This window comes from Belnapia sp. (assembly GCF_059504005.1).
Genome location: NZ_JCACHU010000056.1, coordinates 1 through 25,341, shown reverse-complemented (window position 1 = coordinate 25,341; position 25,341 = coordinate 1). Strand labels below are relative to the sequence as shown.

Below are 25,341 nucleotides of genomic sequence, written 5' to 3'. Positions count from 1 at the left end.
GGCTCCTGGCAGCGAAGATGCATCGTTCCATGCGGGTTCCGCGCCGGCCAGCCCGCATCGCTCGCGCATCGGTGATCGGCAGGAGGACGGACGGTTAGGTCCATTCGGCGTTGCGCCGCGGAGATGGATTTGGGGGACTGGATGGCGGAGCGACGCACCGACAAGCCGAAGCCGGCGAAACGAGCGGCTCCGGCCGCGAAGCGCAAGGCAGCCGAGGCACCGCCGGCGATCCTCCCCGCCCTTCCCGCCGTCATCACCCCGCCCGAGCCCGAGCCCGAGCCGGCCTGGAGCGGGCCATCCGTGCCGCGCCTCTACCTGCTGCACCCGTTGCTGGTCGGCCCGCTGCCGGCCTGGGATGCCGCCTTCGAACGCGCCGCCGGGCTTGGCTTCAGCGGCGTGCTGATCCCGCCGCCCTTCGCCACGGGCGGCAGCGGCCACCTCTACCAGATCGGCGATCCGGATGCGCCGCACCCCGCGCTCGACGCGCCCGGCGACAGCACGGCGGCGCTCGAGACGCTGGCCGCCAAGGCGCGGGCGCAGGGCCTCGACCTCTATGTTGACCTGGTGCTCGACCGCGTTGCCGCCGACGGGCGCCTGGCCCGCGAGCAGCCGGGCTGGTTCGCGCCGCTCGCGCCGCTCGCCACGCCCGACCCGCGGCTCGATCCGCCGGACTGGGACACGCTGCGTGCCCGCTGGGACGAGCCGGATGCCGTCGCCGGCCTCGGCGCCTGGTGGGAGGAGCGCCTGCGCCGCTTCGCCGCGGCGGGCGTCGCCGGCTTCCGCTGCGACGCGCCCGGGCGCGTGCCCGGCCGCGTCTGGCGCCGGCTGACGGCGGCCATTCCCGAGGCGCGCTTCCTCGCCTGGACCATCGGCCTGCCGGCCGAGGCCTTGCCGGACCTCGCCGAAGCCGGCTTCGCCGCCGCCTTCGACAGCCTCGCCTGGTGGGACCTGCGCGAGGGCTGGCTGGTGGAGGAGGCGGCGCGCCTCGCCGCCGTCGCCCCATCGATCGCAACCGTGGAGGCGCCCTTCGGCCCGCGCCTCGCCGCCCGCGACCCGGATCCGGACATGGCCGAGCGCGCCGCGCTGCGCCACCTGCGGCTTGCGGCGGGACTCGGCGCCGGGCTGCTGGTCCCGATGGGCTTCGAATACGGCGCCCGCCGCCCGCTCGACCCGGCCCGCGACCGGCCGGGCGACTGGGACTGGACCATCCGCCACGCGCCCTTCGACCTCTCCGGCGCCATCCGCGACATCAATGCGATGCTCGCCAGCCGCCCGCTGGCGCCGACCGAGCTGCGCCCGCTCGCCGGGCCCGGCGCTCCGGCCGCCGCCCTGCTGCGCGCCGCCGGGCCCGACCTGCGCCAGGCCCGCCGCGCCTCGCTGGTGCTCGCCAATCCCGACCTGCACCGCCCGGCGAGCGTCGCGGCGAGCGCGCTGCTGCCGGCGACGGGCGGCGTCTTCACCCGCTTCACCCCCTGCCTGCCCGCGGACGGCGCCGGCCTCGAACCGGGCGGCACGCTGCTGCTGCAGCCGGGCGAGGTGCGCATCCTGGAGGCCATCCCGCCGCGCCCGGTCCGCCCCGCCGGCGAGCCGAGCGCCGAGGCCGCCGCCCGCGCCCCGCGCCTCGGCATCGAGAAGATCGAGCCGGTGGTCGACGATGGCCGCTTCCCGGTGAAGCGCAGCGTCGGCGAGGTGATCGAGGTGCGCTGCGACGTGGTCTGCGACGGCCATGACAAGCTCTCCGCCGCCCTGCTCTGGCGCGCCGCGGACGAGGATACTTGGCGCGAGACGCGGCTGCGCCCGCTCGGCAACGACCGCTGGGCGGCGAGCTTCCCGCTCGAGCGCATGGGCCGCTACATCTTCGCCGTCGAGGCCTGGCGCGACGCCTTCGCCACCTTCACCGACGAGCTGCAGAAGAAGCATGGCGCCGGCGTGCCCGTCTCGCTGGAGCTGGAGGAGGGGCGGCTGCTGGTCGAGGCTGCCGGCGGCCGCGCCGGCGGCGCCGTCGCCGAGCTGGCCGCGCGCCTCGCAGGGGCAGGGGAGGGCGAGCGCCTCGCCCTGCTGCTCGCGCCGGAGACCGCGGCGCTGATGGCCGAGGCCGATGACCGCCCCTTCCGCATCCGCAGCGCCGAGATCCCGGTGGAGGCGGAGCGCACCGGCGCCCGCTTCGCCAGCTGGTACGAGCTTTTCCCGCGCAGCCAGTCCGGCGATCCGTCGCGCCACGGCACCTTCGGCGACGTCATCCGCCAGCTGCCGCGCATCCGCCGCATGGGCTTCGACGTGCTCTACTTCCCGCCGATCCACCCGATCGGCAGGAAGAACCGCAAGGGCCGCAACAACACCCTGACGCCGGGGCCGGACGATCCGGGCAGCCCCTATGCCATCGGCTCGGAGGAAGGGGGGCATGACGCGCTGCACCCGGAACTCGGCACGCTGGAGGATTTCCGCCGGCTCGTCGCCGCGGCGGCCGAGCATGGGCTGGAGCTGGCGCTCGACTTCGCCATCCAGTGCAGTCCGGACCATCCCTGGCTGCGCGCGCACAAGGAATGGTTCGACTGGCGGCCCGACGGCTCGCTCCGCTACGCCGAGAACCCGCCGAAGAAGTACGAGGACATCGTCAATGTCGACTTCTACAACGAGGGCTCCGTCCCCTCGCTGTGGATCGCGCTGCGCGACGTCGTCCGCTTCTGGTGCGACCAGGGCGTGCGCCTGTTCCGCGTCGACAACCCCCACACCAAGCCCTTCCCCTTCTGGGAGTGGCTGATCGCCGACATCCGCGCGCGGCACCCCGATGCCGTCTTCCTCGCCGAGGCCTTCACCCGGCCGAAGGTGATGTACCGCCTGGCGAAGCTTGGGTTTGGCCAGTCCTACACCTACTTCACCTGGCGGAACGAGAAGCGCGAGATCATCGAGTACATGGAGGAGCTGACGACCACGGCGCCGCGGGACTTCTTCCGCCCGCATTTCTTCGTCAACACGCCGGACATCAACCCGCTCTTCCTGCAGGGCTCGGGCCGGCCGGGCTTCCTGATCCGTGCCGCGCTGGCGACGACGCTGTCCGGCCTCTGGGGCATGGTGCAGGGCTACGAGTTCTGCGAGGCGCGCGCCATGCCGGGCAAGGAGGAGTATCTGGACAGCGAGAAATACCAGCTCCGCGCCTGGCCCGACCGCGCGCCGGGCGACATCGTGGACGAGGTCACGCGGCTGAATGCGATCCGCCGCGGCAACCCGGCGCTGCAGACCCATCTCGGCATCGCCTTCCACAACGCGTTCAACGACAACATCCTCTGGTACCGCAAGGCGACCCCGGAGCGGGACAACTGCATCCTGGTGGCCGTCAGCCTCGACCCGCATAATGTCCAGCAGGCAAGCGTCGAGCTGCCGCTCTGGGAGTGGGGCCTGCCCGACCATGCGGCGCTGGAGGCCGAGGATCTGATGCGCGGACACCGCTTCACCTGGCAAGGCAAAATGCAGACGATACGACTGGACCCCGGCGAGCTTCCCTTCGGCATCTGGCGGGTGCGCCCGGCAGGGGGCATCTAGATGGACCTGCCCGAGGATCCGCACTGGTACCGCGACGCGGTCGTCTACCAGCTTCATGTGAAGAGCTTCTTCGACGCCAATGACGACGGCATCGGCGACTTCGCCGGGCTGCTGCAGAAGCTCGACTACATCGCCGAGCTCGGCGTCGACACGCTTTGGCTACTGCCCTTCTATCCGAGCCCGCTGCGCGACGACGGCTACGACATCGCCGACTACCGCTCGGTCAACCCGAGCTACGGCTCGCTGCACGATGCCCGCCGCTTCGTGCGCGAGGCGCATGCGCGCGGCCTTCGCGTCATCACCGAGCTGGTCATCAACCACACCAGCGACCAGCACCCCTGGTTCCAGCGCGCGCGCACCGCGAAGCCGGGCTCGGCGGCGCGCAACTACTATGTCTGGTCGGACACCGACCAGAAGTACCAAGAGACGCGCATCATCTTCATCGACACCGAGAAGTCGAACTGGACCTGGGACTCGGAGGCCAAGGCCTATTTCTGGCACCGCTTCTACAGCCACCAGCCGGACCTGAATTTCGACAATCCGCGCGTGCTGGCCGAAGTGCTGAACGTGATGAAGTTCTGGCTCGATATCGGCGTGGACGGGCTGCGGCTCGACGCGGTGCCCTACCTCGTCGAGCGCGAGGGGACGAACAACGAGAACCTCTCCGAGACCCATGCCGTCCTGAAGACCATCCGCGGCAAGCTCGACCAGTCCTTCCAGGGGCGCATGCTTCTGGCCGAGGCCAACCAGTGGCCGGAAGACACGCAGCAGTATTTCGGCCAGGGCGACGAGTGCCACATGGCCTTCCACTTCCCGCTGATGCCGCGGATGTACATGGGCATCGCGCAGGAGGACCGCTTCCCCATCACCGACATCCTGCGGCAGACGCCGGACATCCCGGAAGGATGCCAATGGGCCATCTTCCTCCGCAACCACGACGAGCTGACGCTCGAGATGGTCACGGACCGGGAGCGCGACTATCTCTGGTCAACCTATGCCGCCGACAAGCGCGCGCGCATCAACCTCGGCATCCGCCGCCGCCTCGCCCCGCTGCTGCAGCGCGACCGGCGGCGGATCGAGTTGATGAACGGCCTGCTGCTGTCGATGCCGGGCACGCCCGTCATCTACTACGGCGACGAGATCGGCATGGGCGACAACATCTTCCTCCGCGACCGCGACGGCGTGCGCACGCCGATGCAGTGGTCGCCGGACCGCAACGGCGGCTTCTCCAGGGCGGATCCGGCGGCGCTCGTCCTGCCGCCGCTGCAGGATCCGATCTACGGCTTCCAGGCGGTCAATGTCGAAGCCCAGTCGCGCGACCCGCACAGCCTGCTCAACTGGATGCGGCGCATGCTCGCCGTTCGCAAGCGTAGCCGCGCCTTCGGCCGCGGCGAGATGCGGCTGCTCTATCCGGCCAACCGCAAGGTCCTCGCCTATGTGCGGGAGTTCGAGGACGACACCATCCTCTGCGTCTTCAACCTCTCCCGCGCCGCGCAGGCGGTGGAACTCGACCTCTCCGGCTGCGCCGGCCGCGTGCCGGTCGAGATGCTGGGTGGCACCAGCTTCCCGCCGATCGGCCAGCTGCCCTACCTGCTGACCCTGCCGCCCTACGGATTTTACTGGTTCGTGCTGGCGACGGAGAAGCACCTGCCGCCCTGGCACGAGCCCTCGCCGGAACCGCTGCCTGATCTTCGCACCCTAGTCCTGAAGGCCGATGTGAAAGAACTTCTCGGAGCTGCCGTCAGGCGCGAGCTGGAGCAGCTCGTCCTGCCCGAATACCTGCCGAAGCGCCGCTGGTTCGCCAGCAAGGGCGAGCGGATCGATGCCATCCGCCTCGGCGCCATCGCCAGCCTGCCCGAGGCGAATGGCGCCGTGGTCATGGCCGAGGTCGAGGTCGGCCTTCCCGGCCGGACCGAGCGCTACGCCCTGCCGCTCGCAGGCGTCGAGGATGTGGAGGGCGGCGGCCCGCTCGCCGCGCAGCTCGCCCTGTCGCGGCTGCGCCAGGTGCGGCGCGTCGGCTTCCTCACCGACGCCTTCGCCGACGACCGCATGCCGCCCGCCGTGCTGCACGCCCTGCAGCAGGGCATGGTGCTGCCGACGGAGGAAGGCGAGATCCGCTTCCTCGCCACCTCCCGCCTCGCCGATGTGCCGCTGCCCGAGGCGCCGGAGATCCGCCGTCTTTCGGCCGAGCAGTCGAACTCCTCGCTGATCTATGGCGAGCAGATCGTGCTCAAGATCATCCGCCGCATCAACCCGGGCATCCATCCGGAGGCAGAGGTCACGCGCTACCTGACCGAAGCCGGCTTCGGCAACACCGCGCCGCTGCTCGGCGAGGTGGCGCGCATTGCGCCCGACGGCACGCCGCATACGCTGATGCTGGCGCAGGGCTTCGTCCGCAACCAGGGCGATGGCTGGGGCTGGACGCAGGACTGGCTGCAGCGGGCGGTCGACGAGGCGGCGCTCAGCGCGGAAGCGCCGGAGGATGCCTTCGCCGGCTACCTGGCCTTCGCCGAGGCGCTGGGCCGGCGGCTCGGCGAGCTGCACGCGGTGCTCGCCCGCCCCACCGGCAACCCCGATTTCCGGCCGGAGCCGGCGACCGAGCCGGACCGCTCGGCCTGGGCGAAGGGTGCACTCGAGCAGCTCGACCCGGCGCTCGACCTGCTCGCGCGCGGCGGCCTCGCCGAGGATGTCGCGCCGCTCGCCGCCACGCTGGTGGCGAAGCGCGAGGCGCTGCACGAGGCTGCGCGGCGCCTCGCGCAATCTGCCGATGGCGCGCTGAAGACGCGCGTGCATGGCGACTTCCATCTCGGCCAGGTGCTGGTCGCGCAGGGCGACGCGGTGATCGTCGACTTCGAGGGCGAGCCCGCGCGCTCGCTCGACGAGCGCCGCGCCAAGGGCAGCCCGCTCCGGGACGTGGCCGGGCTGCTGCGCAGCCTCGACTACGCCGCCTCGGTGGCGACGGCGAGCGAAGCCTCCGGCGCCGCCACCGCCGCGCCGGCCGAGCGCCGTGCCGCGCTGTTCCAGCGCTGGCAGCGGGAGGCCTCCGCCGCCTTCCTTCAGGCCTATCGCGCCGTCGAGCATGCCGCCGAGAACCCCTGGGTTCCCGCTGGCGCGGAGGCAGCGCTGATCGACCTCTTCCTGCTCGAGAAGGCCGCCTACGAGGTGCGCTACGAAGCGGCCAACCGGCCGGCCTGGATCGGCGTGCCCCTCCGCGGCCTTGCCGTCCTCGCGGAAAGGATCACGGCATGATCCCGGGAGCCGACTCCCTGGTCGAGGGTCGCCACGGCGACCCCTTCGCCATCCTCGGTCCGCATGCCGAGGAGATTCGCAGCTTCCAGCCCGGCGCGCGCGGCGTGTCCGTGCTGGCGCGCGATGGCGGCGAGGAGCTCGGCCGGCTGGAGAAGGTCCACCCTGCCGGCCTCTTCTCTGGCCGCGTCTCGCGCCAGGTGCCCTACCGCCTGCGCATCGAGTGGCCGGGCTCGGTGCAGGAGACGGAGGATCCCTACAGCTTCGGCCTGCTGCTCGGCCCGCTCGACCTGCATCTCTTCGCCGAGGGCCGGCATTTCGATCTGGCGAAGGTGTTCGGCGCCCATGCGATGTCCGTCGATGGCATCTCCGGCGTGCGCTTCGCCCTCTGGGCGCCGAATGCGCAGCGCGCCTCCGTGGTCGGCGACTTCAACGGCTGGGACGGCCGCCGCCACCCGATGCGGCTGCGGCGCGAGGCGGGGGTGTGGGAGCTGTTCATCCCGCGCCTTCGGCCCGGCGCGCCGTACAAGTACGAGCTGGTCGGCGCCGATGGCAGCGTGCTGCCGCAGAAGGCCGATCCGGTCGCGGTGGCGACCGAGATGCCGCCCGCCACCGCCTCCCGCATCCCCGACCCCACGCCCTTCCTCTGGACCGACCAGGCCTGGATGGCGGAGCGTGCCGCCCGCCAAGCGGCCGATGCGCCGATCTCGGTCTATGAGGTCCATCCCGGCTCCTGGTGGCGCGGCGCCGACGGCGAGTCGCCGGACTGGGATCGCCTGGCTGACCGCCTCATCCCCTATGTGCAGGGCATGGGCTTCACCCATCTCGAATTCCTGCCGGTGATGGAGCATCCCTTCGGCGGCTCCTGGGGCTACCAGCCGCTCGGCATGTTCGCGCCCAGCGCGCGCTTCGGCTCGCCCATGGGCTTCGCCCGCTTCGTCGACCGCGCCCATGCGGCGAAGATCGGCGTCATCCTCGACTGGGTGCCGGCGCATTTCCCGACCGATGCACATGGCCTCTACCGCTTCGACGGCACCGCGCTCTACGAGCATGCCGACCCGCGCGAGGGGTTCCACCGCGACTGGAACACGGCCATCTACAATTTCGGCCGCAACGAGGTGCGCGGCTTCCTCCTCGCCAGCGCCATGTACTGGTTGGAGCACTACCATGTCGACGGGCTGCGCGTGGACGCTGTCGCCTCCATGCTCTACCGCGACTATTCGCGGCCTGCCGGCGAGTGGGTTCCGAACCGTTATGGCGGGCGGGAGAACCTCGAGGCCGTCGCCTTCCTGCAGGAGCTCAACGCCGTCGTGGAGGAACGCTGCGGCGGCGCGGTGATGATCGCCGAGGAGAGCACCGCCTGGCCCGGCGTGACACGCCCGACCAGCGAGGGCGGCCTTGGATTCCACTACAAATGGAACATGGGCTGGATGCACGACACCCTCCACTACATTGAGGAGGACCCAATCAACCGCCGCTACCACCATGACAGCATGACCTTCGGCCTGGTCTATGCGTGGAGCGAAAAGTTCATCCTGCCGCTCAGCCATGACGAGGTGGTCTACGGCAAGGGCTCGATGATCGGGAAGATGCCGGGTGACCCTTGGCAGAAATTCGCCAACCTGCGCGCCTATCTGGCCTTCATGTGGTCGCATCCGGGCAAGAAGCTGCTCTTCATGGGCAGCGAGATCGCCCAGCCGAGCGAGTGGAACCACGATGCCGCGCTGTCCTGGGGCCTGCTCGACGATGCGCGCCATCGCGGCATCCAACGCCTGGTGCACGACCTGAATGCCGCCTATCGCTCCATCCCGGCCCTGCACCGGCGCGACGCGTCGCCGGAGGGCTTCCGCTGGGTGGTCGGCGACGACAGCGCGCAGAGCATCTTCGCCTGGCTCCGCTTTGGCGCGGGGGGTGATGCGCCGGCGCTCGTCGTCTGCAACATGACGCCGGTGCCGCGCTACGCCTACCGCATCGGCGTTCCGGCGGCCGGCACCTGGCACGAGGTCGTGAATACCGACGGTGCTGCCTATGGCGGAACGAACACCGGCAACGGTGGTTCGGTGCGGGCCGAAACGGTCGAGAGCCATGGCTTCGGCCAGTCGCTCCCGCTCTTCCTCCCGCCGCTCGCGGTGATCGTCCTCACGCACCAGGGGTAACATGCCTCCCATACCGGTTCGTCTGCTTCCCGGCCGGCCCAATCCGCTCGGGGCGAATTGGGATGGGCTGGGCGTCAATTTCGCAGTGTTCTCCGCCCATGCCGAGCGCATCGAGCTCTGCCTCTTCGATGCCGCCGGGCGCCGCGAAGTCGCCCGCCTGCCGATGCCGGAATGCACCGACGAGGTATGGCACGGCTACCTGCCCGAGGCGCGGCCCGGCCAGCTCTATGGCTACCGCGCCTATGGTCCCTACGAGCCGCGCCAGGGCCATCGCTTCAACCCGCACAAGCTGCTGCTCGACCCCTATGCGCGGCAGATCTCCGGCGAGGTCCGATGGTCCGACGTGCTGTTCGGCTACCGCGTCGGCGCCGGCCGCGCGGACCTGACCTTCGACCGGCGGGACAGCGCGCCGGCCATGCCGAAATCCGTCGTCGTCGACGACAGCTTCCATTGGGGCGATGACCGGCCGCCCTGCGTGCCCTGGGACCGCACCGTCATCTACGAGGCGCATGTCCGCGGCCTCACCATGCTGCGCGAGGACATCGCGCCGCGCGAGCGCGGCACCTTCGCGGCCCTCGCCGATCCGCGCTTCATCGACCATCTCCAGCGCCTCGGCATCACCGCGTTGGAGCTGCTGCCGATCCAGGCCTTCCTGCAGGACCGCTTCCTCGTCTCCAAGGGCCTGCGCAATTACTGGGGCTATTCGACACTCGGCTTTTTCGCCCCGGAGCCGCGCTACCTGATCGAGCCCTGGATGCGGAACGAGCTGAAGGTGGCCGTGCGCCGCCTGCATGCCGCCGGCATCGAGGTCATCTTGGACGTGGTCTACAACCACACCTGCGAGGGCAGCGAGATGGGGCCGACGTTGTCCTGGCGCGGCTTCGACAACGCCTCCTACTACCGGGCGCTGCCGGACGAGCCGCGCACCCTCATCAACGACACGGGCACCGGCAACACCATCAACATCAGCCACCCCCGCGTGCTGCAGATGGTGATGGACAGCCTGCGCTACTGGGTCGAGCAGTATCATGTCGACGGCTTCCGCTTCGACCTCGGCACGATCCTGGGGCGGGAGCCGGGCGGCTTCGACCCCGGCAGCGGCTTCTTCGACGCCATCCGACAGGATCCCGTGCTGTCGCGGGTGAAGCTGATCTCTGAGCCCTGGGATATCGGCCCCGGCGGGTACCAGGTCGGCAACCACCCGCCCGGCTGGGGCGAGTGGAACGACCGCTACCGCGACGGCGTCCGCCGCTTCTGGCGCGGCGACAGCGGCATGCGGAGCGACCTCGCCGCCCGTCTCACCGGATCCGCCGAGCTGTTCGACCGCCGCCGCCGCCGCCCCTGGGCCAGCGTCAATTTCCTGGGGAGCCATGACGGCTACACGCTGCACGACCTCAACGCCTACGAGCAGCGCCACAACGAGGCGAATGGCGAGGACAACCGCGACGGCCATTCCAACAACCACAGCAACAACTGGGGCGTCGAGGGCGAGACGGACGACCCCGGCATCAACGCCATGCGGCAATCCGTGGTGCGCGCCATGCTGGCGACGCTCTTTGCCTCCGCCGGCACGCCGATGCTGCTCGGCGGCGACGAGATGCGGCGCACCCAGCGCGGCAACAACAACGCCTATTGCCAGGACAACGAGATCAGCTGGTTCGACTGGACCCGCGCCGCGACTGCGGAGGCGGAGGCGCTGCAGCGCTTCACCGCCCGCTGCATCGCGCTCCGCCATCGCCTGCCGCCGCTCCGCCCGTCGGTCTTCCTCCATGGCGGCGCCGAGGTTCGCCCCGGTCTGCGCGACATCGAGTGGTTCGACCAAAATGGCCAGGTCATGACGCCGGACGCATGGAACGAGCCCGAGGCCCGGACGCTGACACTCTGCCGTGCCACCGGGGCCGAGGACGGCAGCGTCGATGCCACGCTGCTGCTGCTGAACGCCGATGGCGCCGCGCATGACTTCACCCTGCCTGCACCCGCCATGGACTGGACCATCGTGCTCGACACCGCCAACCCCGAGGCCGAAGAGCGCCGCGCCGAGGGCGGAAGCGTGCCGGTGGCCGCCCATTCCGTCGTGCTGCTGGCGACGAGGCTACCACCCACATGAGCGTAACCAATACCTGGGGCGCCACCCTGCTCGCCCCCGACCGTACCCGCTTCCGCCTCTGGGCGCCCGACGCCGGCGAGGTCGGCCTCGAGGTCGAGGGCCGCCCCGCCCAGCCCATGCAGGCCACGGGCGAGGGGTGGTTCGAGGCGGAGGCGCCGGTCGGCGTCGGCGTCCGGTACCGCTTCCGCGTGAGCCCTGATCTCGCCGTGCCCGACCCGGCCTCCCGCCTGCAGGCGGGCGACGTGCACGATGCCTCGGTCGTGGTCGACCCCGCCGCCTATGCCTGGCGCCATGCGGCCTGGCGCGGCCGCCCCTGGCACGAGACGGTCCTCTACGAGGTCCATGCCGGCGCCATGGGCGGCTTCGCCGGCGTCGAGGCCGCGTTGCCGCGGCTGAAGGAGCTCGGCGTCACCGCCATCGAGCTGATGCCGGTCAACGACTTCCCCGGCCGCTGGAACTGGGGCTACGACGGCGTGCTGCCCTATGCGCCAGATGCCGCCCTCGGCACGCCGGACGAGCTGCGCTCGCTGGTCGATGCCGCGCACGGACTTGGGCTGATGGTCTTCCTCGACGTCGTCTACAACCATTTCGGCCCGGACGGCGCCTATCTCCATGTCTACGCCAAAAGCTTCTTCGACGAGGGCATCCACACCCCCTGGGGCGCCGCGATCGACTTCAAGCAGCCGCCGGTGCGGGCCTTCTTCGAGGAGAACGCCCTTTCCTGGCTGCGCGACTACCGCATCGACGGCCTCCGCTTCGATGCCGTCCATGCGATTTCCGAGGCCGACTGGCTCGACGTGCTTGCCACCCGCATCCGCGGCGAGTTCCCCGACCGCCACATCCACCTGGTGCTGGAGAACGAGCACAACGCCGCCCGCCATCTCCGCCCCAGGGGCGGATTCGATGCGCAATGGAACGACGACGGCCACAACATCCTCCACCCGCTGCTGACCGGCGAGCGCGAGGGCTACTACGAGGATTTCTGCGACGACGGCACCGCGAAGCTCGCCAAGGTGCTGGCCGAGGGCTTCCTCTTCCAGGGCCAGCGCTCCGGCCATCTCGGCGCCCCGCGCGGCGAGCCGACCGCCGGCCTGCCGCCGACTGCCTTCGTCCTCTTCCTGCAGAACCACGACCAGGTCGGCAACCGTGCCTTCGGCGAGCGCCTCCCGGCCCTCAGCGATCCGCGCGCCCTGCAGGCCGCAACGGCGCTGCTGCTGCTCTGCCCACAGATCCCGCTGCTGTTCATGGGCGAGGAATGGGGGGCGAGCGCGCCCTTCCTGTTCTTCACCGACCACAATGCGGAACTCGCCCCTCTCGTCACCCAGGGGCGGCGGAGGGAATTCGCCAAATTCACGGCCTTCCAGGATCCGGCGAAGCGCGAGACCATCCCCGACCCGAACGCCGAAAGCACCTTCCGCACCTCTATCCCCGATCCCGCCGAGGCCGCGCGGCCACCGCATGACGCGATGCTCGCCCTCTACCGCCACCTGCTCGCGCTGCGGCATGCCCGCATCGTCCCGCACCTGCCGGGTGCGGCGGCGCTCGGCGCCCAGCCGGTGGGGGAGGGGGCGGTGCTCGCCCGCTGGCGGCTCGGCGATGGCAGCACCCTGACCATCGCCTGCAACCTCGGCGCCGCGCCGGCCCGCGCCACCGGGCAGGGCGAGGTCCTGTTCGAGAGCATGGCGGGCGCTGCCGGCACGCTCGCCGCCGGCGAGTTGCTGCCGCGGTGCACCGTCGCGCTGCTCAGCCAAGGATAATGACATGACTACCGATGACGAGTTACAGGACCTGGCTGAAGCAGCGGGCATCGCTACCTCCTGGCGCGACGTGCATGGCCAGACCCAGGCGATCGCGCCGGAGACGATGCGGGCCGTCCTGGCGGCCCTCGGCCTCCCCGAGGATGCGCGCGAGGCCCGCCACCTGCTGCGCGAGCTGGACGCGCGACTGCCGCCGCTGCTGACCATGACGGTCGGCCCGGATGGCGTCGCCATCCCCGGCGCCTCGCCCGGCCATCGCTTCACCCTCCAGATCGAGGGCGGCGACCGGATCGAGGGCCGGCTGGAGACCGGCTGGGCCGGCGAGGCGCGGCTGCCCGCCGTCTCCACCCCCGGCTACCACCGCCTGACCCTCGATGGCGGCCACGCCACCATCGCCGCCGCGCCGCCGCGCTGCGTCACCCTCAACGACCTCGGCGCCGAGATCCACAACGGCGCCGCGCCCTGGGCGCTGGCGGCGCAGATCTACTCGCTCCGCCGCCAGGGCGATGGCGGCATCGGCGATTTCGGCGGCGTTGCGGCGCTGGCCCATGCCGCCGGACGGCGCGGCGCGACGGCGCTCGCGGTCAGCCCGGCCCATGCCCTCTTCGGCGCCGACCCCGGTAAATACGGCCCCTACGCCCCCTCCAGCCGCATTATGCTGAACGTGCTCCATGCCGACCCTGCGGCGGCGCTCGGCACCGCCTCCGTCCTGCCGGCCGAGGATGCGCCGCTGATCGACTGGCCGCAGGCGACGGCGGCCAAGCTTGCCCAGTTCCGCCTGCTCTTCGACGCCGCCGCCGACCACGAGGGCTTCGTCGAGTACCGCCGCGAGGCCGGCCCCGCCCTCGAGGACCATGCCCGCTTCGAGGCGCTGCACGCGCATTTCTACGGCCAGTCGCCTGATCTTTGGCACTGGCGCAACTGGCCGGAGGAGTTCCGCACCCCGCAGAGCCCCGGCGTCCAGCGCTTCGCCCGCGACAACCCGCGCGAGGTGGCCTTCCACGCCTTCTGCCAGTGGCTGGCCGATGCCTCGCGCGGCGCGGCGCAGCAGGCGGCGCGCGACGCGGGAATGCCGGTCGGCCTGATCGCCGACCTCGCCGTCGGCACGGATGGCGGCGGCAGCCATGCCTGGTCGCGCCAGCGGGAAATCCTGCCGGGCCTCTCGGTCGGCGCGCCGCCCGATATCTTCTCCCCGCTCGGGCAGGACTGGGGCCTCACCGCCTTCTCCCCGCTCGAGATGCGCATGGGCGGCTTCGGCGCCTTCATCGAGCTGCTGCAGGCGACCTTCCGCCATGCCGGCGGCCTGCGCGTCGATCATGCGATGGGCCTCGCCCGGCTCTGGGTGGTGCCGCAGGGCCTCGGCCCCGCGGGCGGCGCCTATCTGCGCTATCCGATGCAGGACATGCTGCGGCTGCTCGCCCTGGAATCCGGCCGGCACCGGGCGATCGTCATCGGCGAGGATCTCGGCACGCTGCCCGAGGGCTTCCAAGGCGCCATGGCGCGCGCCGGCATCCTCGGCATGCGCGTGCTCTGGTTCGAGCAGGAGCAGGACGGCAGCTTCCGCCCGCCGCATGGCTGGTCGCCCGATGCCGCGGCGATGACGACGACGCACGACCTGCCGACCGTCACCGGCTGGTGGCGCGGCCTCGACATCGACTGGCGCGCCCGGCTCGGCCTCTTCCCCGAGGCCGATACGGCGCAGAAGGAGCATGCCCGCCGCGCCGAGGACCGCAGCGCCCTCTGGCGCGCCTTCCTCGAAAGCGGCGCCGCGACCGGCGACGAGCCGGCACCCGATGCGGCCGGGCTGGTGGTGGATGCCGCCATCGCCCATACCGCCGGCGCCGCCTGCACCCTCGCCATCCTGCCGATCGAGGATACGCTGGCCCTGCCGGAGCAGCCGAACCTGCCCGGTACGGTGGAGGGCCATCCGAACTGGCAGCGCCGCCTGCCCGGCGAGGCCGCCCATCTGTTGGACAACCCCGCCGTGGCGCGCCGCATCGAGATCCTCGCCCGCGCCCGCCCCAAAGGAGAGTGATGCCCGTGCCAACTCCGCTACGGGCGACGGCCCGGCTGCAATTCCATGCCGGTTTCACCCTCGACGACGCCGTGCCGCTGGTGCCCTACCTCGCCCGGCTGGGCATCAGCCATCTCTACGCCTCGCCCATCCTCAAGGCGCGGCCCGGCTCAACCCATGGCTACGACATCGTCGACCACCGCCAGATCAACCCGGAGCTGGGCGGCGAGCCGGCGCTGCGGCGCCTCTCCGCCGCGCTGAAGGAGGCGGGGCTCGGCCTCATCCTCGACATCGTGCCGAACCACATGGGCGTCGGCGGCGCCGACAACGAGTGGTGGCTCGACGTCCTCGAATGGGGGCGGCAGAGCCCCTTCGCCCCTTATTTCGACATCGACTGGGAGCCGCCGGACCGGTCGCTCTCCAACCGCCTCCTTGCCCCCTTCCTCGGCGACCCCTATGGCGAGGTGCTGGCCTCCGGCAACCTCGTCCTGCAATTCGAGGCGGGGACAGGGCGCTTCTACGTCCAGTATTACGAGCACCGCTTCCCCGTCGCGCCGCAGCACTATCACCACATCCTCCAGGCCTCCGCGGAGCCGGGACTGCAGGAGCTGGCCGTCGAGTTCGGCCGCATCGGCCTGCACCAGCGCGACCGTACCCTCTCCCGGCGCGAGGCCTCCGCCTGCCGCGCCCGCCTGGCCGAGGCCGCGGCGACGGAGCCCGGCCGCGCCGGCATCGCCCATGCCCTCGCTGCCTTCGACGCCAAGGAGGAGGCCGGGCGCCTTGCCCTGCACCGGTTGCTGGAGCGCCAGCACTACCGCCTCGCCTGGTGGCGCGCCGCGGCGGACGAGATCAACTGGCGCCGCTTCTTCGACATCACCTCGCTCGCCGGCCTCCGCGTCGAGCTGCCCGAGGTCTTCGACGCCACGCATGAGCTGGTGCTGAACCTCTATGCCGAGGGCACCATCGACGGCGTGCGCATCGATCATGTCGACGGCCTAGCCGACCCGCGCGGCTACTGCCGCAAGCTGCACCGCCGCATGGAGACGGTCCGCCCCGACCAGCCGCCGCTGATCTGGGTCGAGAAGATCCTCGCCCCCTTCGAAACGCTGCGCACCGACTGGATGGTGGACGGCACCACCGGCTACGACTTCATGGACGAGGCGAGCGGCGTCCTGCATGACCCGGCCGGGGAGGGGCCGCTCACCGCCCTCTGGACCGAGCAGACCCGCCGCGCCGGCGAGTTCGAGATCGAGGTGCGCGAGGCCAAGCGCCAGATCCTCCGCGACAACCTCGCCTCCGAGCTGAATGCAACCGCCGCCGCCCTCAAGCGCGTCGCCGTGCGGGACTTGGTCACGCGCGACTTCACCCTGACCGCGTTGCGCCGCGCGCTGGCAGAGGTGCTCGTGCATTTCCCGATCTACCGGCTCTATATCACCTCCGGCGGGCGCAGCGCCGAGGACAAGCGCATCCTCGACTGGGCGCTGGCCGGGGCCCGTCGCACCGTCCGCGCCACGGAGCGCCCCTTGCTCGAGCTGCTGGACGGCTGGCTGGGCGGCGAGCCGCCGCGCAGCCTGCCGCCGAACCAGCGGCGCGAGCGCCTCTCGGCCGCCGTCCGCTTCCAGCAGCTCTCTGCCCCGGCGACGGCGAAAAGCGTGGAGGACACGGCCTTCTACCGCTATGGCCGCCTCATCTCCCGCAACGAGGTCGGCTCCGACCCCGGCCGCTTCGCGGTGACCCCGGCCGGCTTCCACGCCACGGCCCGCGCGCGGGCGAAAAACTTTCCCCGCGCCCTGCTGGCGACGGCGACGCATGACCACAAGCGCGGCGAGGATGTCCGCGCCCGCCTCGCCGTCCTCTCCGAAATCCCGGCCGAATGGTCCGGCGCCGTGCAGCGCTGGACGCGCCTCAACGCCTCGCTCCGCAAGACGCTCGATGACGGCGCGGCGCCGGGGATGAGCGCCCAGCTCATGCTCTACCAGACGCTGGTTGGCGCCTGGCCGCTCGGCCTCGCCGCGGATGACGAGGCGGGCGTCTCCGCCTTCCTCGACCGCGTCGCCGCCTGGCAGGAGAAGGCGCTGCGCGAGGCCAAGCGCCGCACCGAATGGGCGGTGCCCAATGCCGAGTACGAGGCGGCCTGCCGCGACTTCATCTTCGCCTGCATGGCGCCCGACCGCGCCAGCCACCTGCGCGAGGAGATCGCCGGCTTCGCCGCCCGCATCGCCCCGGCCGGCGCAGCGAACGGCCTTGCCCAGCTGCTCCTCCGCTGCACCGCGCCGGGGGTGCCCGACCTCTACCAGGGCACCGAGTTCTGGGATTTCAGCCTGGTCGATCCGGACAACCGGCGCCCGGTCGACTGGGCCGCGCGCCGGGAGGCGCTGGAGGCCGCCGCGCCGCCGGCGACGCTGCTCGAGCACTGGCAGGACGGGCGGGTGAAGCAGGCCGTGCTCGCCCGTGCCCTGGCGCTCCGCGCCGCGGAGCCCGGCCTTTTCGCCGAGGGCGACTACCAGCCGCTCGCCGTCGAGGGGCCGCACGCCGCCCATGTCCTCGCCTTCGCCCGCAGCCACAAGGGCCGCACGGTGATCGCGGTCGTCACCCGCCTGCCGGCGACGCTGATGGGCTCCGCCACCCGGCCGCTCGTATCACCTGAGGAATGGCGCGGAACCGAACTCGTCTTGCCGCGTCCCATGGTGGAACACCGCTGGCGGGATGCGCTGACCGAGGCGGTCCTCGGCGCGCCTGGGGGGGAATCCGGGGATCGCCTGCCCCTGGCCGACATCCTCGCCCGCCTGCCGGTCGCGTTGCTGGAGGTGGGATGAGCCGCATCGTCGTCGTCTCCAACCGGGTGCCCGTTCCGGCCGGGAATGCCGGGCATGCCGGGGGGCTTGCCGTCGCCCTGCTCGGGCTGATGCAGCGCCGCGGCGGGCTCTGGTTCGGCTGGAGCGGCGCCGTCACCGAGGAGACGGGCCCGCCCGCCTTCGCCCAACGCGGCGCCGTCGGCTATGCGACGCTCGACCTGACCGAGGCCGAGCATCGCGGCTACTACACCGGGTATTCCAACGGCGTGCTCTGGCCGATGCTGCACTCGCTGCCGCATCTGATGGCCTTCCGCCGGCAGGACCTCGACACCTACCGGCGCGTGAACCAACGCTTCGCCCACTGCCTGGCGCCGCTGCTGGAAGGGGACGACCGCATCTGGGTGCATGACTACCACCTCTTCTCCCTGCCCGGCGCGCTGCGCAGCCAGGGGGTGCGGAACCCGACCGGCTTCTTCCTCCATGTGCCCTTCCCGGCGCCGGATGCGGCAGCCGTCGCCCCCGGCATCCGTGGCCTGGTGCAGGATGTGCTGGCCTCCGACCTGCTCGGCTTCCAGACCGCCAGCGACCGGGACAATTTCGCCGCGACCGCCACCGAATTTGCCGGCGCCGTCCGCACCGGCGACCAAGCGCTGGAACTCGGTGGCCGGCCGATCCGCCTCGGCGTATTCCCTGCCGAGATCGCCGCCCGCGAATTCGCCGCAACCGCGGCCGCGCAGGCGGTGCTGGAGCCGGCCCGGCTGCTCGCCCGCTCGCTCCAGGGCCAGGCGCTCGTCCTCGGCGTCGACCGGCTCGACCCGACCAAGGGCCTGCCGGAGCGGCTCGAGGCCTTCCGCCGCGTCATCGCCCGGCGCCCGGCCCGCAGCGCCACCATGCTGCAGATCGCAGCCCCCTCGCGCGAGGACGTGCTCGCCTATCGCCGCCTCCGCCAGGAGGTCGACAGCGCCGCCGGCGCCATCAACAGCGAGTTCGGCGAGCCCGACTGGCTGCCGCTGCGCTTGCTCGCCCGGCCGCAGGCGCGGGACACGGTGGCGGGCTTCATGCGGCTCGCCAAGGTCTGCCTGGTGACGCCGATCCGGGACGGGATGAACCTCGTCGCCAAGGAATTCATTGCCGCCCAGGATCCGAACGACCCTGGCGTGCTCGTCCTCTCCCGCTTTGCCGGCGCCGCGGCGCAGCTTTCCTCCGCTCTGCTGGTCAACCCGCATGACGCCGAGGGGATGGCGGAGGCGCTGTCCTGCGCCCTCGACATGCCGCGCGCCGAGCGGCAGGAGCGCTGGCTCGCTGCCTGGGAGGCGATCGCCGGCGCCTCGCCCGAGGGCTGGGGCGAGGACTTCCTCCGCGCCCTCGCGCCGGGCGACCTTGCCGGCCTGCCTGCGGCGGGCAGCGCCTGAACCGTTGCGCGTCCCCGGCTTGAGGGCTATCGGCCAGGGGCATACCCCGATCGGGCGGAATCACCCGATCGGGGTATTGCTTGATCGAAGATTGGCCAAAGCAGGTTCCACCAGTCAGGTGGAACCGAACCCGCCCTACGGCTCATCCCGGTAGCGGCCGATCAGCCATTCGACCAATTTCTCCTCCTCGCCGGAGGGGAGGAAGGCATCGGGCGGCACGCGCAGCCCGCAGTGGCGGATATGCGCCAGCAGCGCCTGCGCCACCGCCCCCGCCGCCTGGCTGCGGGCGAAGGAGCCCTGGAAGCCGGTGACCTTGGCGAGGGTAATGGAGCTTGCCGTTCGCGGCCTCGCCCGCCCGCCGCGGCCGGCCTCCGCCTTCTCGATCGTGCTGCCGACCAGGCTATTGGACCGGGCATCCACGGGCATGGCCCGCACCAGGGCCCATCCCCGCCGCGCCGCCGCCGTCTCCGGGAAGAGATGGTCGACCGCCAGCGCCCGGCCGCCGAGGCTGGAGGCGGGCGCCGGCATGCCGAGCAGCGCGCAGAACCGCGCCCAATGGGCTGCGTAGCGTCCGCTGCCGCCCGCCTTCTCCTCCGGCTTCACCCAGAGCTGCGGCCGCCCCTGCCGGTCCCGCCGCATCAGCGCCTCCCCCGGCGCCACGTCGCCGAGCGGCGACCAGCCTCCGCCGCCGCCCGGACGCCGCGGATCGGCCAGGTGCTCCAACCAGCCAAGGTCGGGCAGGGCGATGAAGGCGGTATTCACCTCCGCCAGCCACTCCTCGACCAGCGCCTGCCATTGCGTCCGCAGGAAGTCGGCATAGGTCATGGCGCGATCCTGCCCCGGGGACCATGCCGTTTCAATCCTGCCGAGGCTTGCCCGCCTCGCGCCGGGCGCGCCAAGCTCCACCCGAGCGAGGGGAGGCGGGACATGGCCGAATATGATCTGGCGGTGCGGGGCGGCATGGTGGCGGGCGGCTTCGGCACCATGCGCTGCGATATCGGCATCCGCAGCGGCCGCATCGTGGCGCTGGCCGAGCGCCTCGCCGATGCCGATGCCACCATCGATGCCGGCGGCCTCCTCGTCCTGCCCGGCGGCGTCGACAGCCACTGCCATATCGAGGAGCCGGCGCGCGGCGGCTATGTCGGCACCGGCGGCGACCTCGCCGTGACGGTGAACGAGGAGAGCTTCCGCACCGCCAGCACCTCCGCCTTCGCCGGCGGCACCACCAGCGTCGTCTGCTTCGTCCCGCAATGGAAGGGCGAGGGCATCCTCCCCCGCCTCGCCGATTACGAGCAGCGGGCGGCGAAGGGGATGCTGGACTACAGCTTCCACCAGATCATCAGCGACCCGACCGAGGAGGTGCTGGAGCGCGAGGTGCCGCAGGTCGTCGCCCGCGGCATCCGCAGCCTCAAGGTCTTCCTCACCTATGAGCCGCTGCACCTCAGCGACGAGCAGTTCCTGAAGGTGCTGGTGACGGCGCGGCGGCATGGCTGCCTCGTCACCGTGCATTGCGAGAATTATGCCGCCATCAAGTGGCGCACCGAGATGTTGATGAAGGCCGGGATGACCGCGCCGAAATACCATGCCTGGTCGCGCCCCGTCGTCGTCGAGCGCGAGGCGACGCACCGCGCCATCGCGCTGGCGGAGCTCGTCGACCAGCCCATCCAGGTCTTCCATGTCAGCTGCGCCGAGGCGGCGGAGGAGATCGCCCGCGCCCAAGCCCGCGGCCTCAAGGTCTGGGGCGAGACCTGCCCGCAGTACCTGACGCTGACGGCGGCCGACATGGACCGCCCCGGCTTCGCGGGCGCCGCCTACATGTGCTCGCCGAGCCCCCGCACGGTGGAGGAGCAGGGCCGCGTCTGGGAGATGATCCGGCGCGGCACGCTCGATGTCGTCTCCTCCGACCACTGCGGCTTCTCGATGGGCACTGAGACCGGCAAGGCGGTCAGCGGCCGCGACGCCGCCTTCCGCGACATCCCGAACGGCATCCCGGGCCTCGCCGCCCGCCTGCCGATCCTGTTCAGCGAGGGCGTCTCCAAGGGCCGCATCACCCTCGACCACTTCGTCCGCCTGACTGCGACGAATCCCGCGCGGCTGATGGGCCTCGCCCCGCGCAAGGGTGCCATCGCCATCGGCGCCGATGCCGACCTCGCCCTCTGGGACCCGAAAAAGCGGGTCACCATTCAGAATCCGTTGATGCAGCACGCGATAGACTACACGCCGTATGAAGGACTCGAAGTCACCGGATGGCCGGTGGCGACGATCCGGCGGGGTGAGGTGGTGATGCGCGACGGTATGGTGCAGGCCGAGCCCGGCACGGGCCAATTCCTCCCCCGTGCGCCGTATGAATTCATCGCCCCGCGCGGCGTGCTGGCGGACGGCTTCGACGCCGCCCCACCACGATGATCCCTGCCGAGCCCGACTGCACAGCCTACAACGCGGCCGAGGAGCCCTGGCGCATCGTCCGCCTCATCCGCACCGACGGCAGGGTGCGCGAGTTGCTGCGCATGCTGACCCCGGAGTCGCTGGTCGGCGAAGGCAGCGAGGGCGAGCGCATCTGGGCCTCCCATGTCATCCGCCTGCATGACGAGCGCGGCCGGATCGAGGCGCATTGCAGCGCTGCCCTCGGCACATCGAGCTGGCTGCCGGTCATCGCCCTGGCGCTTGCCCGCGCCTGGGACGGCGAGGATGAGCGGGAGGTCGCCTTCCTCGTCGAGGGCGAGACCATTCCCTGGCCGCTGGATTCCATCCTGCTCGAGCCCTGACCGGGACGCCGGAACCGGGCCGCGCGGCCGGGGCAGGCGCTCAGCCATCCTCCACCGCCGGCCGGCCGGTGACGAAGCGCCAGTGATGCCAGAGCAGCCGCGCGGCCAGGGACCGCCAGGGCGCCCAGCCCTCGGCGAGGAGGGCGAGCGCCTTCGGCCCGGGCCGTGCCGGGAGCCCGAGCAGATGCGCGGCGCTTGCGGCCAATGCCAGGTCGCCGGCGGGGAAGACGTCCGCACGCTGCTCCGCGAAGAGGAGGTGAACCGCCGCCGTCCAGGGCCCGAGCCCCTTCACCGCGGCGATATGGGCGATGGCTGCCGCATTGCCCATCGCCGGCAGGGCCGCGAAGTCGAGACGGCCCTCGAGGCAAGCGGCGGCAAGCGAGCGGGCATGCGCCGCCTTGGGGCGGGAGAGGCCGGCGACGCCGCAGAGCGTCGCATCGTCCATCGCCAGGAGGCCCGCTGGCTCCAGCGCGCCGGGCAGGGCGGAGAGCCGGCGCCAGATGGCGGCGGCCGCCTGGTTGCTGATCTGCTGGCCGCAGATGGCGCGCAGCAGGCCGGGGAAGCCGGGCTGGCGCGTCCGCCAGGGAAGCGGCCCGGCCGCCGCCTCGATCGCGCCAAGGCGCGGGTCGGCGGCGGCCAGTGCCGCGAGCCCTTCCCTCGCCCAAGGGGGTGAGACGGGAAAAGGCGGCGGCGAGGACGGGAAGGAGGGAAGGGCCATCCCCGCCGCCTATAGCCCAACGGCAGCCGGGAAGGGGAGGCGGCCGCCTTGGGTCTCATGAGGCTGCGCCCCGGATGTTGCTGCCGGAAGCCCCCGGGCATGGCGAATTGCAACGGCCTGCAACGGCGGCGGTCTCCGTAACCCGCCGCAACAACATCCCGGGCGGAATGGCGGGCGGCGCGCTATGTTACAAACGCCATGGAACCCCAGCCCCATATCCTGGTCGTCGACGACGACCGCGAGATCCGCGATCTTCTCTCGAAATTCCTCGAGCGCCAGGGCATGCGCGTCGCCGCCGCCCGGGACGCGAAGGAGGCGCGGCGCCTCTGGCCGCTCGGCCGCTACCACCTGGTGGTGCTCGATCTCATGCTCCCGGGCGAGAGCGGGCTCGACTTCGCCAAATGGCTCCGCGCGCAGGGCGACGTGCCCATCGTCATGCTGACCGCCATGGCCGATGAGACGGACCGCATCGTCGGCCTCGAGCTCGGCGCCGACGACTATCTCAGCAAGCCCTTCAACCCGCGGGAGCTGCTGGCGCGCGTCCGCGCCGTGCTGCGCCGGGCCTCGGGCGAGGCGGGGGCGCCGTCGGCGACGCCGGCCAAGTCCATCCGCTTCGGCGGCTGGACGCTGGAGCCGGCGCGGCGCCGCCTGCTCAACCCCGACGGCGCCGAGGTGCCGCTCACGGGTGGCGAGTACGAGCTGCTGCAGGTGCTGGTGGAGCGGCCGAACCGCGTCCTCACCCGCGACATGCTGATGGACCTGCTGCGCGGCCGGCAGGCGGGGCCCTTCGACCGGGCGATCGACGTCGCCGTCTCCCGCCTCCGCCGCAAGCTGGAGGATGACGGCCGCAACCCGAGCCTCATCAAGACGGTGCGCGGCGGCGGCTACGTGTTGGCCGCGACGGTGGAGCGCAATTGACCGGCCGGATGTCCCATTGGCGCCTCTGGCCGCAAAGCCTCGCCGGGCGGACGGCGCTCGTCCTGCTGCTGGCGCTCACCGCCGTGCAGGCGGCGGGGCTGACGATCCATGCCCTGGACCGGGTCGACCTGCAGCGCTTCGCCCAGGCGCGGGAGATCTCGGCCCGCGCCATCAGCGCCTGGCGCACCGTGATCCTCGCGCCGGCGGACCGGCGCGGGCAGATGCTGGCCGAGCTGGAGCTGCCGCAGGGGCTCGAGGCGACGCTCGACGCCGCGCCGCTCGCGCAGCTGGACCAGCCACCGATTCCACCGCCGATCGCGCGGATGCTGCGGCTCGACCTGCTGGGCGGCGGTCCGCCGCGCTTCCGCCCGCGCGAGGTGCTGACCGCCTGGGGCGAGCGGGGGCCGGTCTTCCTCGTCAGCCTCCGCCTGCCGAGCGGCGAGTGGCTGAACCTGCGCGTCAGCCTGCCGCCGCCGCGGCCCTGGCATTCGGAGACCTTCCTCATCGCCTTTCTCGCCATGACGCTGGCGGCGGGGCTGCTGATCAATTGGGCGGTGCGGCGCCTGACCCGGCCGGTGCGGGTGCTGGCCGAGGCGGCGGAGCGGCTGGGTCGCGACGTCAACGCCCCGCCGATGCCGGAGCGCGGCCCGAGCGAGATCGCCAAGGCGGCGCATGCCTTCAACACCATGGCGGAGCGCATCCGCCGCTTCGTCGGCGACCGGACGCAGATGCTGGCCGCCATCGGCCATGACCTGCGCACGCCGATCACCCGCCTGCGCCTGCGCGCCGAGTTCATGGAGGATGACGAGCAGCGGCGGAAGATGCTCGCCGATCTCGATGAGATGGAGGCGATGGTGGCGGCGACGCTGGCCTTCGCCCGCGACGATTCGGCGGGCGAGCCGACGGCGGCGCTCGACCTCGCCGCGCTCTGCCGCACGGTGGTGGACGAGGCGGCGGATGCGCGGCCGGACCTCGCCGAGGCGATCGGCTATCAGGGGCCGGAGCGGCTGGTGGTGCAGGCCAGGCCGGTGGCGCTGAAGCGGGCGCTGGCCAATCTCGTCGGCAATGCGCTGGCCTATGGCGGCGCGGCGCGGCTGGTGCTGACGGCGCCCGAGGCGGCGGGGGCGCCGGCGGGCGGGATGGTGCGGCTGGCGGTGGAGGACCAGGGGCCGGGCATCCCGGCCGATCAGCTGGAGGCGGTGTTCCAGCCCTTCCGACGGCTCGAGGCGAGCCGGAACCGGGAGACGGGCGGGACGGGGCTTGGCCTGCCGATTGCGCGGAACATCTTCCGCGCGCATGGCGGGGATGTGGTGCTGCGGAACCGCGAGGCAGGCGGGCTGGTGGCGCTGGCGACGCTGCCGGGATAGGGGCCCGTTCCGCAGCGTCCGGGACAACGGGAAACCACCGGGCCGCCCGCGCGTCGGCTGCGCATGGAGGATGACGCGGCCCCGCCCATGCTGGAGCTGATCGAGGGGCGCCTCGAACGGCTCGGCCTGACCCCGGAGGAGGCAAGCCGGGCGGCAGGTCTCGCGCCCGACTTCCTCGACCGGCTGAGCGAGGGACGGGTGCCGGTGCCGCGGGGCGAGCGGCTGCGGCGGCTGGCGGAGGCGCTCTCGACCTCCGTCTCCTATCTCGTCGGGCTCGACCCGGATGTGCCGCCGCCGGCGGAGTGGCTGGAGGAGGAGCAGGGCTCGCTCGGCCTGCTGGCGGGAGACGAGGAGGGGCTGTTGCGGGCCTATCGCAAGCTGGAATTCAGCGCCAAGGCAGCGGTGCTGCTGGTGGTCCGCAGGATGGCCGGCCCCGAGGAGGTGCCGGATGCGGTGCCTGCGAAGCAGATCAAGGGCGGCCGTCGCCGGTCCTAGAGCAAACTCCGATCAGGCGGAATCACCCGATCGGAGGTATTTGCTCGATCA

15 protein-coding genes are annotated in these 25,341 nt (G+C 71.9%); 13 read left to right on the top strand and 2 right to left on the bottom strand.

The features are described 5' to 3' along the window. Positions 1-141: 141 nt before the first annotated feature. The 8 genes from AC5JJ1_RS09070 to AC5JJ1_RS09035 are packed head-to-tail and all read left to right on the top strand — an operon-like array spanning position 142 to position 19,027. Positions 142-3,540, top strand: a complete 3,399-nt coding sequence (locus tag AC5JJ1_RS09070; RefSeq protein WP_495784790.1) for a maltotransferase domain-containing protein — start codon at positions 142-144, stop codon at positions 3,538-3,540. Beyond that, positions 3,541-6,789, top strand: a complete 3,249-nt coding sequence (gene treS, locus AC5JJ1_RS09065) for a maltose alpha-D-glucosyltransferase (RefSeq protein ID WP_495784789.1) — start codon at positions 3,541-3,543, stop codon at positions 6,787-6,789. Then, the gene (glgB, locus tag AC5JJ1_RS09060; protein WP_495784788.1) at positions 6,786-8,942 is read left to right on the top strand and encodes a 1,4-alpha-glucan branching protein GlgB; all 2,157 of its coding nucleotides are present in this window, start codon (positions 6,786-6,788) and stop codon (positions 8,940-8,942) included. Before treS ends, glgB begins: the two co-directional genes overlap by 4 nt. 1 nt (position 8,943) lies before the next feature. Continuing rightward, positions 8,944-11,049, top strand: coding sequence for a glycogen debranching protein GlgX (gene glgX / locus AC5JJ1_RS09055; protein ID WP_495784787.1), 2,106 nt, complete (start codon positions 8,944-8,946; stop codon positions 11,047-11,049). Next, complete coding sequence (gene treZ, locus AC5JJ1_RS09050; protein ID WP_495784786.1) at positions 11,046-12,806, top strand: malto-oligosyltrehalose trehalohydrolase; 1,761 nt, start codon at positions 11,046-11,048, stop codon at positions 12,804-12,806. The genes glgX and treZ overlap by 4 nt, the downstream gene beginning before the upstream one ends. Before the next feature lie 4 nt (positions 12,807-12,810). After that, positions 12,811-14,841 (top strand): 4-alpha-glucanotransferase, encoded by a 2,031-nt coding sequence (gene malQ, locus AC5JJ1_RS09045; protein WP_495784785.1) that lies wholly within the window; start codon positions 12,811-12,813, stop codon positions 14,839-14,841. Then, on the top strand, positions 14,841-17,636 hold the full coding sequence (gene treY / locus AC5JJ1_RS09040; protein WP_495784784.1) for a malto-oligosyltrehalose synthase: 2,796 nt from the start codon (positions 14,841-14,843) through the stop codon (positions 17,634-17,636). The genes malQ and treY overlap by 1 nt, the downstream gene beginning before the upstream one ends. After that, positions 17,633-19,027: an alpha,alpha-trehalose-phosphate synthase (UDP-forming) gene (locus AC5JJ1_RS09035; RefSeq protein WP_495784783.1), complete on the top strand. Its 1,395-nt coding sequence runs from the start codon at positions 17,633-17,635 to the stop codon at positions 19,025-19,027. The genes treY and AC5JJ1_RS09035 overlap by 4 nt, the downstream gene beginning before the upstream one ends. A 135-nt stretch (positions 19,028-19,162) precedes the next feature. Here the strand turns inward: AC5JJ1_RS09035 and AC5JJ1_RS09030 are convergent, their stop codons facing one another. Continuing rightward, positions 19,163-19,852: a hypothetical protein gene (locus AC5JJ1_RS09030; RefSeq protein ID WP_495784782.1), complete on the bottom strand. Its 690-nt coding sequence runs from the start codon at positions 19,850-19,852 to the stop codon at positions 19,163-19,165. Positions 19,853-19,954: 102 nt separating this feature from the next. Between AC5JJ1_RS09030 and hydA the strand changes: the two genes are divergently transcribed. Then, positions 19,955-21,433: a dihydropyrimidinase gene (hydA, locus tag AC5JJ1_RS09025; protein WP_495784781.1), complete on the top strand. Its 1,479-nt coding sequence runs from the start codon at positions 19,955-19,957 to the stop codon at positions 21,431-21,433. Continuing rightward, the gene (locus tag AC5JJ1_RS09020; RefSeq protein WP_495784780.1) at positions 21,430-21,792 is read left to right on the top strand and encodes a hypothetical protein; all 363 of its coding nucleotides are present in this window, start codon (positions 21,430-21,432) and stop codon (positions 21,790-21,792) included. The genes hydA and AC5JJ1_RS09020 overlap by 4 nt, the downstream gene beginning before the upstream one ends. A gap of 40 nt (positions 21,793-21,832) precedes the next feature. On the opposite strand, the gene AC5JJ1_RS09015 is transcribed toward AC5JJ1_RS09020, so the two are convergent. After that, positions 21,833-22,510 carry a DNA-3-methyladenine glycosylase family protein gene (locus AC5JJ1_RS09015; RefSeq protein ID WP_495784779.1) on the bottom strand — a complete coding sequence of 226 codons (678 nt, stop codon included), beginning with the start codon at positions 22,508-22,510 and terminating at the stop codon, positions 21,833-21,835. A 198-nt stretch (positions 22,511-22,708) separates the two neighbouring features. Here AC5JJ1_RS09015 and AC5JJ1_RS09010 point away from each other — a divergent pair, with 198 nt between their 5' ends. The 3 genes from AC5JJ1_RS09010 (at position 22,709) to AC5JJ1_RS09000 (ending at position 25,290) form a co-directional block, all read left to right on the top strand. Continuing rightward, on the top strand, positions 22,709-23,428 hold the full coding sequence (locus tag AC5JJ1_RS09010) for a response regulator (protein ID WP_495784778.1): 720 nt from the start codon (positions 22,709-22,711) through the stop codon (positions 23,426-23,428). Positions 23,429-23,436: 8 nt separating this feature from the next. Further along, on the top strand, positions 23,437-24,795 hold the full coding sequence (locus AC5JJ1_RS09005) for an ATP-binding protein (protein WP_495784777.1): 1,359 nt from the start codon (positions 23,437-23,439) through the stop codon (positions 24,793-24,795). A gap of 63 nt (positions 24,796-24,858) precedes the next feature. Then, positions 24,859-25,290, top strand: a complete 432-nt coding sequence (locus tag AC5JJ1_RS09000; protein ID WP_495784776.1) for a helix-turn-helix domain-containing protein — start codon at positions 24,859-24,861, stop codon at positions 25,288-25,290. Positions 25,291-25,341: the final 51 nt, after the last annotated feature.

What these genes read in the sequence shown, in the direction of transcription:
- AC5JJ1_RS09070 (WP_495784790.1), top strand. Translation starts at nt 142, where the DNA reads ATGGCGGAGCGACGCACCGACAAGCCGAAGCCGGCGAAACGAGCGGCT.
- treS (WP_495784789.1), top strand. Translation starts at nt 3,541, where the DNA reads ATGGACCTGCCCGAGGATCCGCACTGGTACCGCGACGCGGTCGTCTAC.
- glgB (WP_495784788.1), top strand. Translation starts at nt 6,786, where the DNA reads ATGATCCCGGGAGCCGACTCCCTGGTCGAGGGTCGCCACGGCGACCCC.
- glgX (WP_495784787.1), top strand. Translation starts at nt 8,944, where the DNA reads ATGCCTCCCATACCGGTTCGTCTGCTTCCCGGCCGGCCCAATCCGCTC.
- treZ (WP_495784786.1), top strand. Translation starts at nt 11,046, where the DNA reads ATGAGCGTAACCAATACCTGGGGCGCCACCCTGCTCGCCCCCGACCGT.
- malQ (WP_495784785.1), top strand. Translation starts at nt 12,811, where the DNA reads ATGACTACCGATGACGAGTTACAGGACCTGGCTGAAGCAGCGGGCATC.
- treY (WP_495784784.1), top strand. Translation starts at nt 14,841, where the DNA reads ATGCCCGTGCCAACTCCGCTACGGGCGACGGCCCGGCTGCAATTCCAT.
- AC5JJ1_RS09035 (WP_495784783.1), top strand. Translation starts at nt 17,633, where the DNA reads ATGAGCCGCATCGTCGTCGTCTCCAACCGGGTGCCCGTTCCGGCCGGG.
- AC5JJ1_RS09030 (WP_495784782.1), bottom strand. Translation starts at nt 19,852, where the DNA reads ATGACCTATGCCGACTTCCTGCGGACGCAATGGCAGGCGCTGGTCGAG.
- hydA (WP_495784781.1), top strand. Translation starts at nt 19,955, where the DNA reads ATGGCCGAATATGATCTGGCGGTGCGGGGCGGCATGGTGGCGGGCGGC.
- AC5JJ1_RS09020 (WP_495784780.1), top strand. Translation starts at nt 21,430, where the DNA reads ATGATCCCTGCCGAGCCCGACTGCACAGCCTACAACGCGGCCGAGGAG.
- AC5JJ1_RS09015 (WP_495784779.1), bottom strand. Translation starts at nt 22,510, where the DNA reads ATGGCCCTTCCCTCCTTCCCGTCCTCGCCGCCGCCTTTTCCCGTCTCA.
- AC5JJ1_RS09010 (WP_495784778.1), top strand. Translation starts at nt 22,709, where the DNA reads ATGGAACCCCAGCCCCATATCCTGGTCGTCGACGACGACCGCGAGATC.
- AC5JJ1_RS09005 (WP_495784777.1), top strand. Translation starts at nt 23,437, where the DNA reads ATGTCCCATTGGCGCCTCTGGCCGCAAAGCCTCGCCGGGCGGACGGCG.
- AC5JJ1_RS09000 (WP_495784776.1), top strand. Translation starts at nt 24,859, where the DNA reads ATGGAGGATGACGCGGCCCCGCCCATGCTGGAGCTGATCGAGGGGCGC.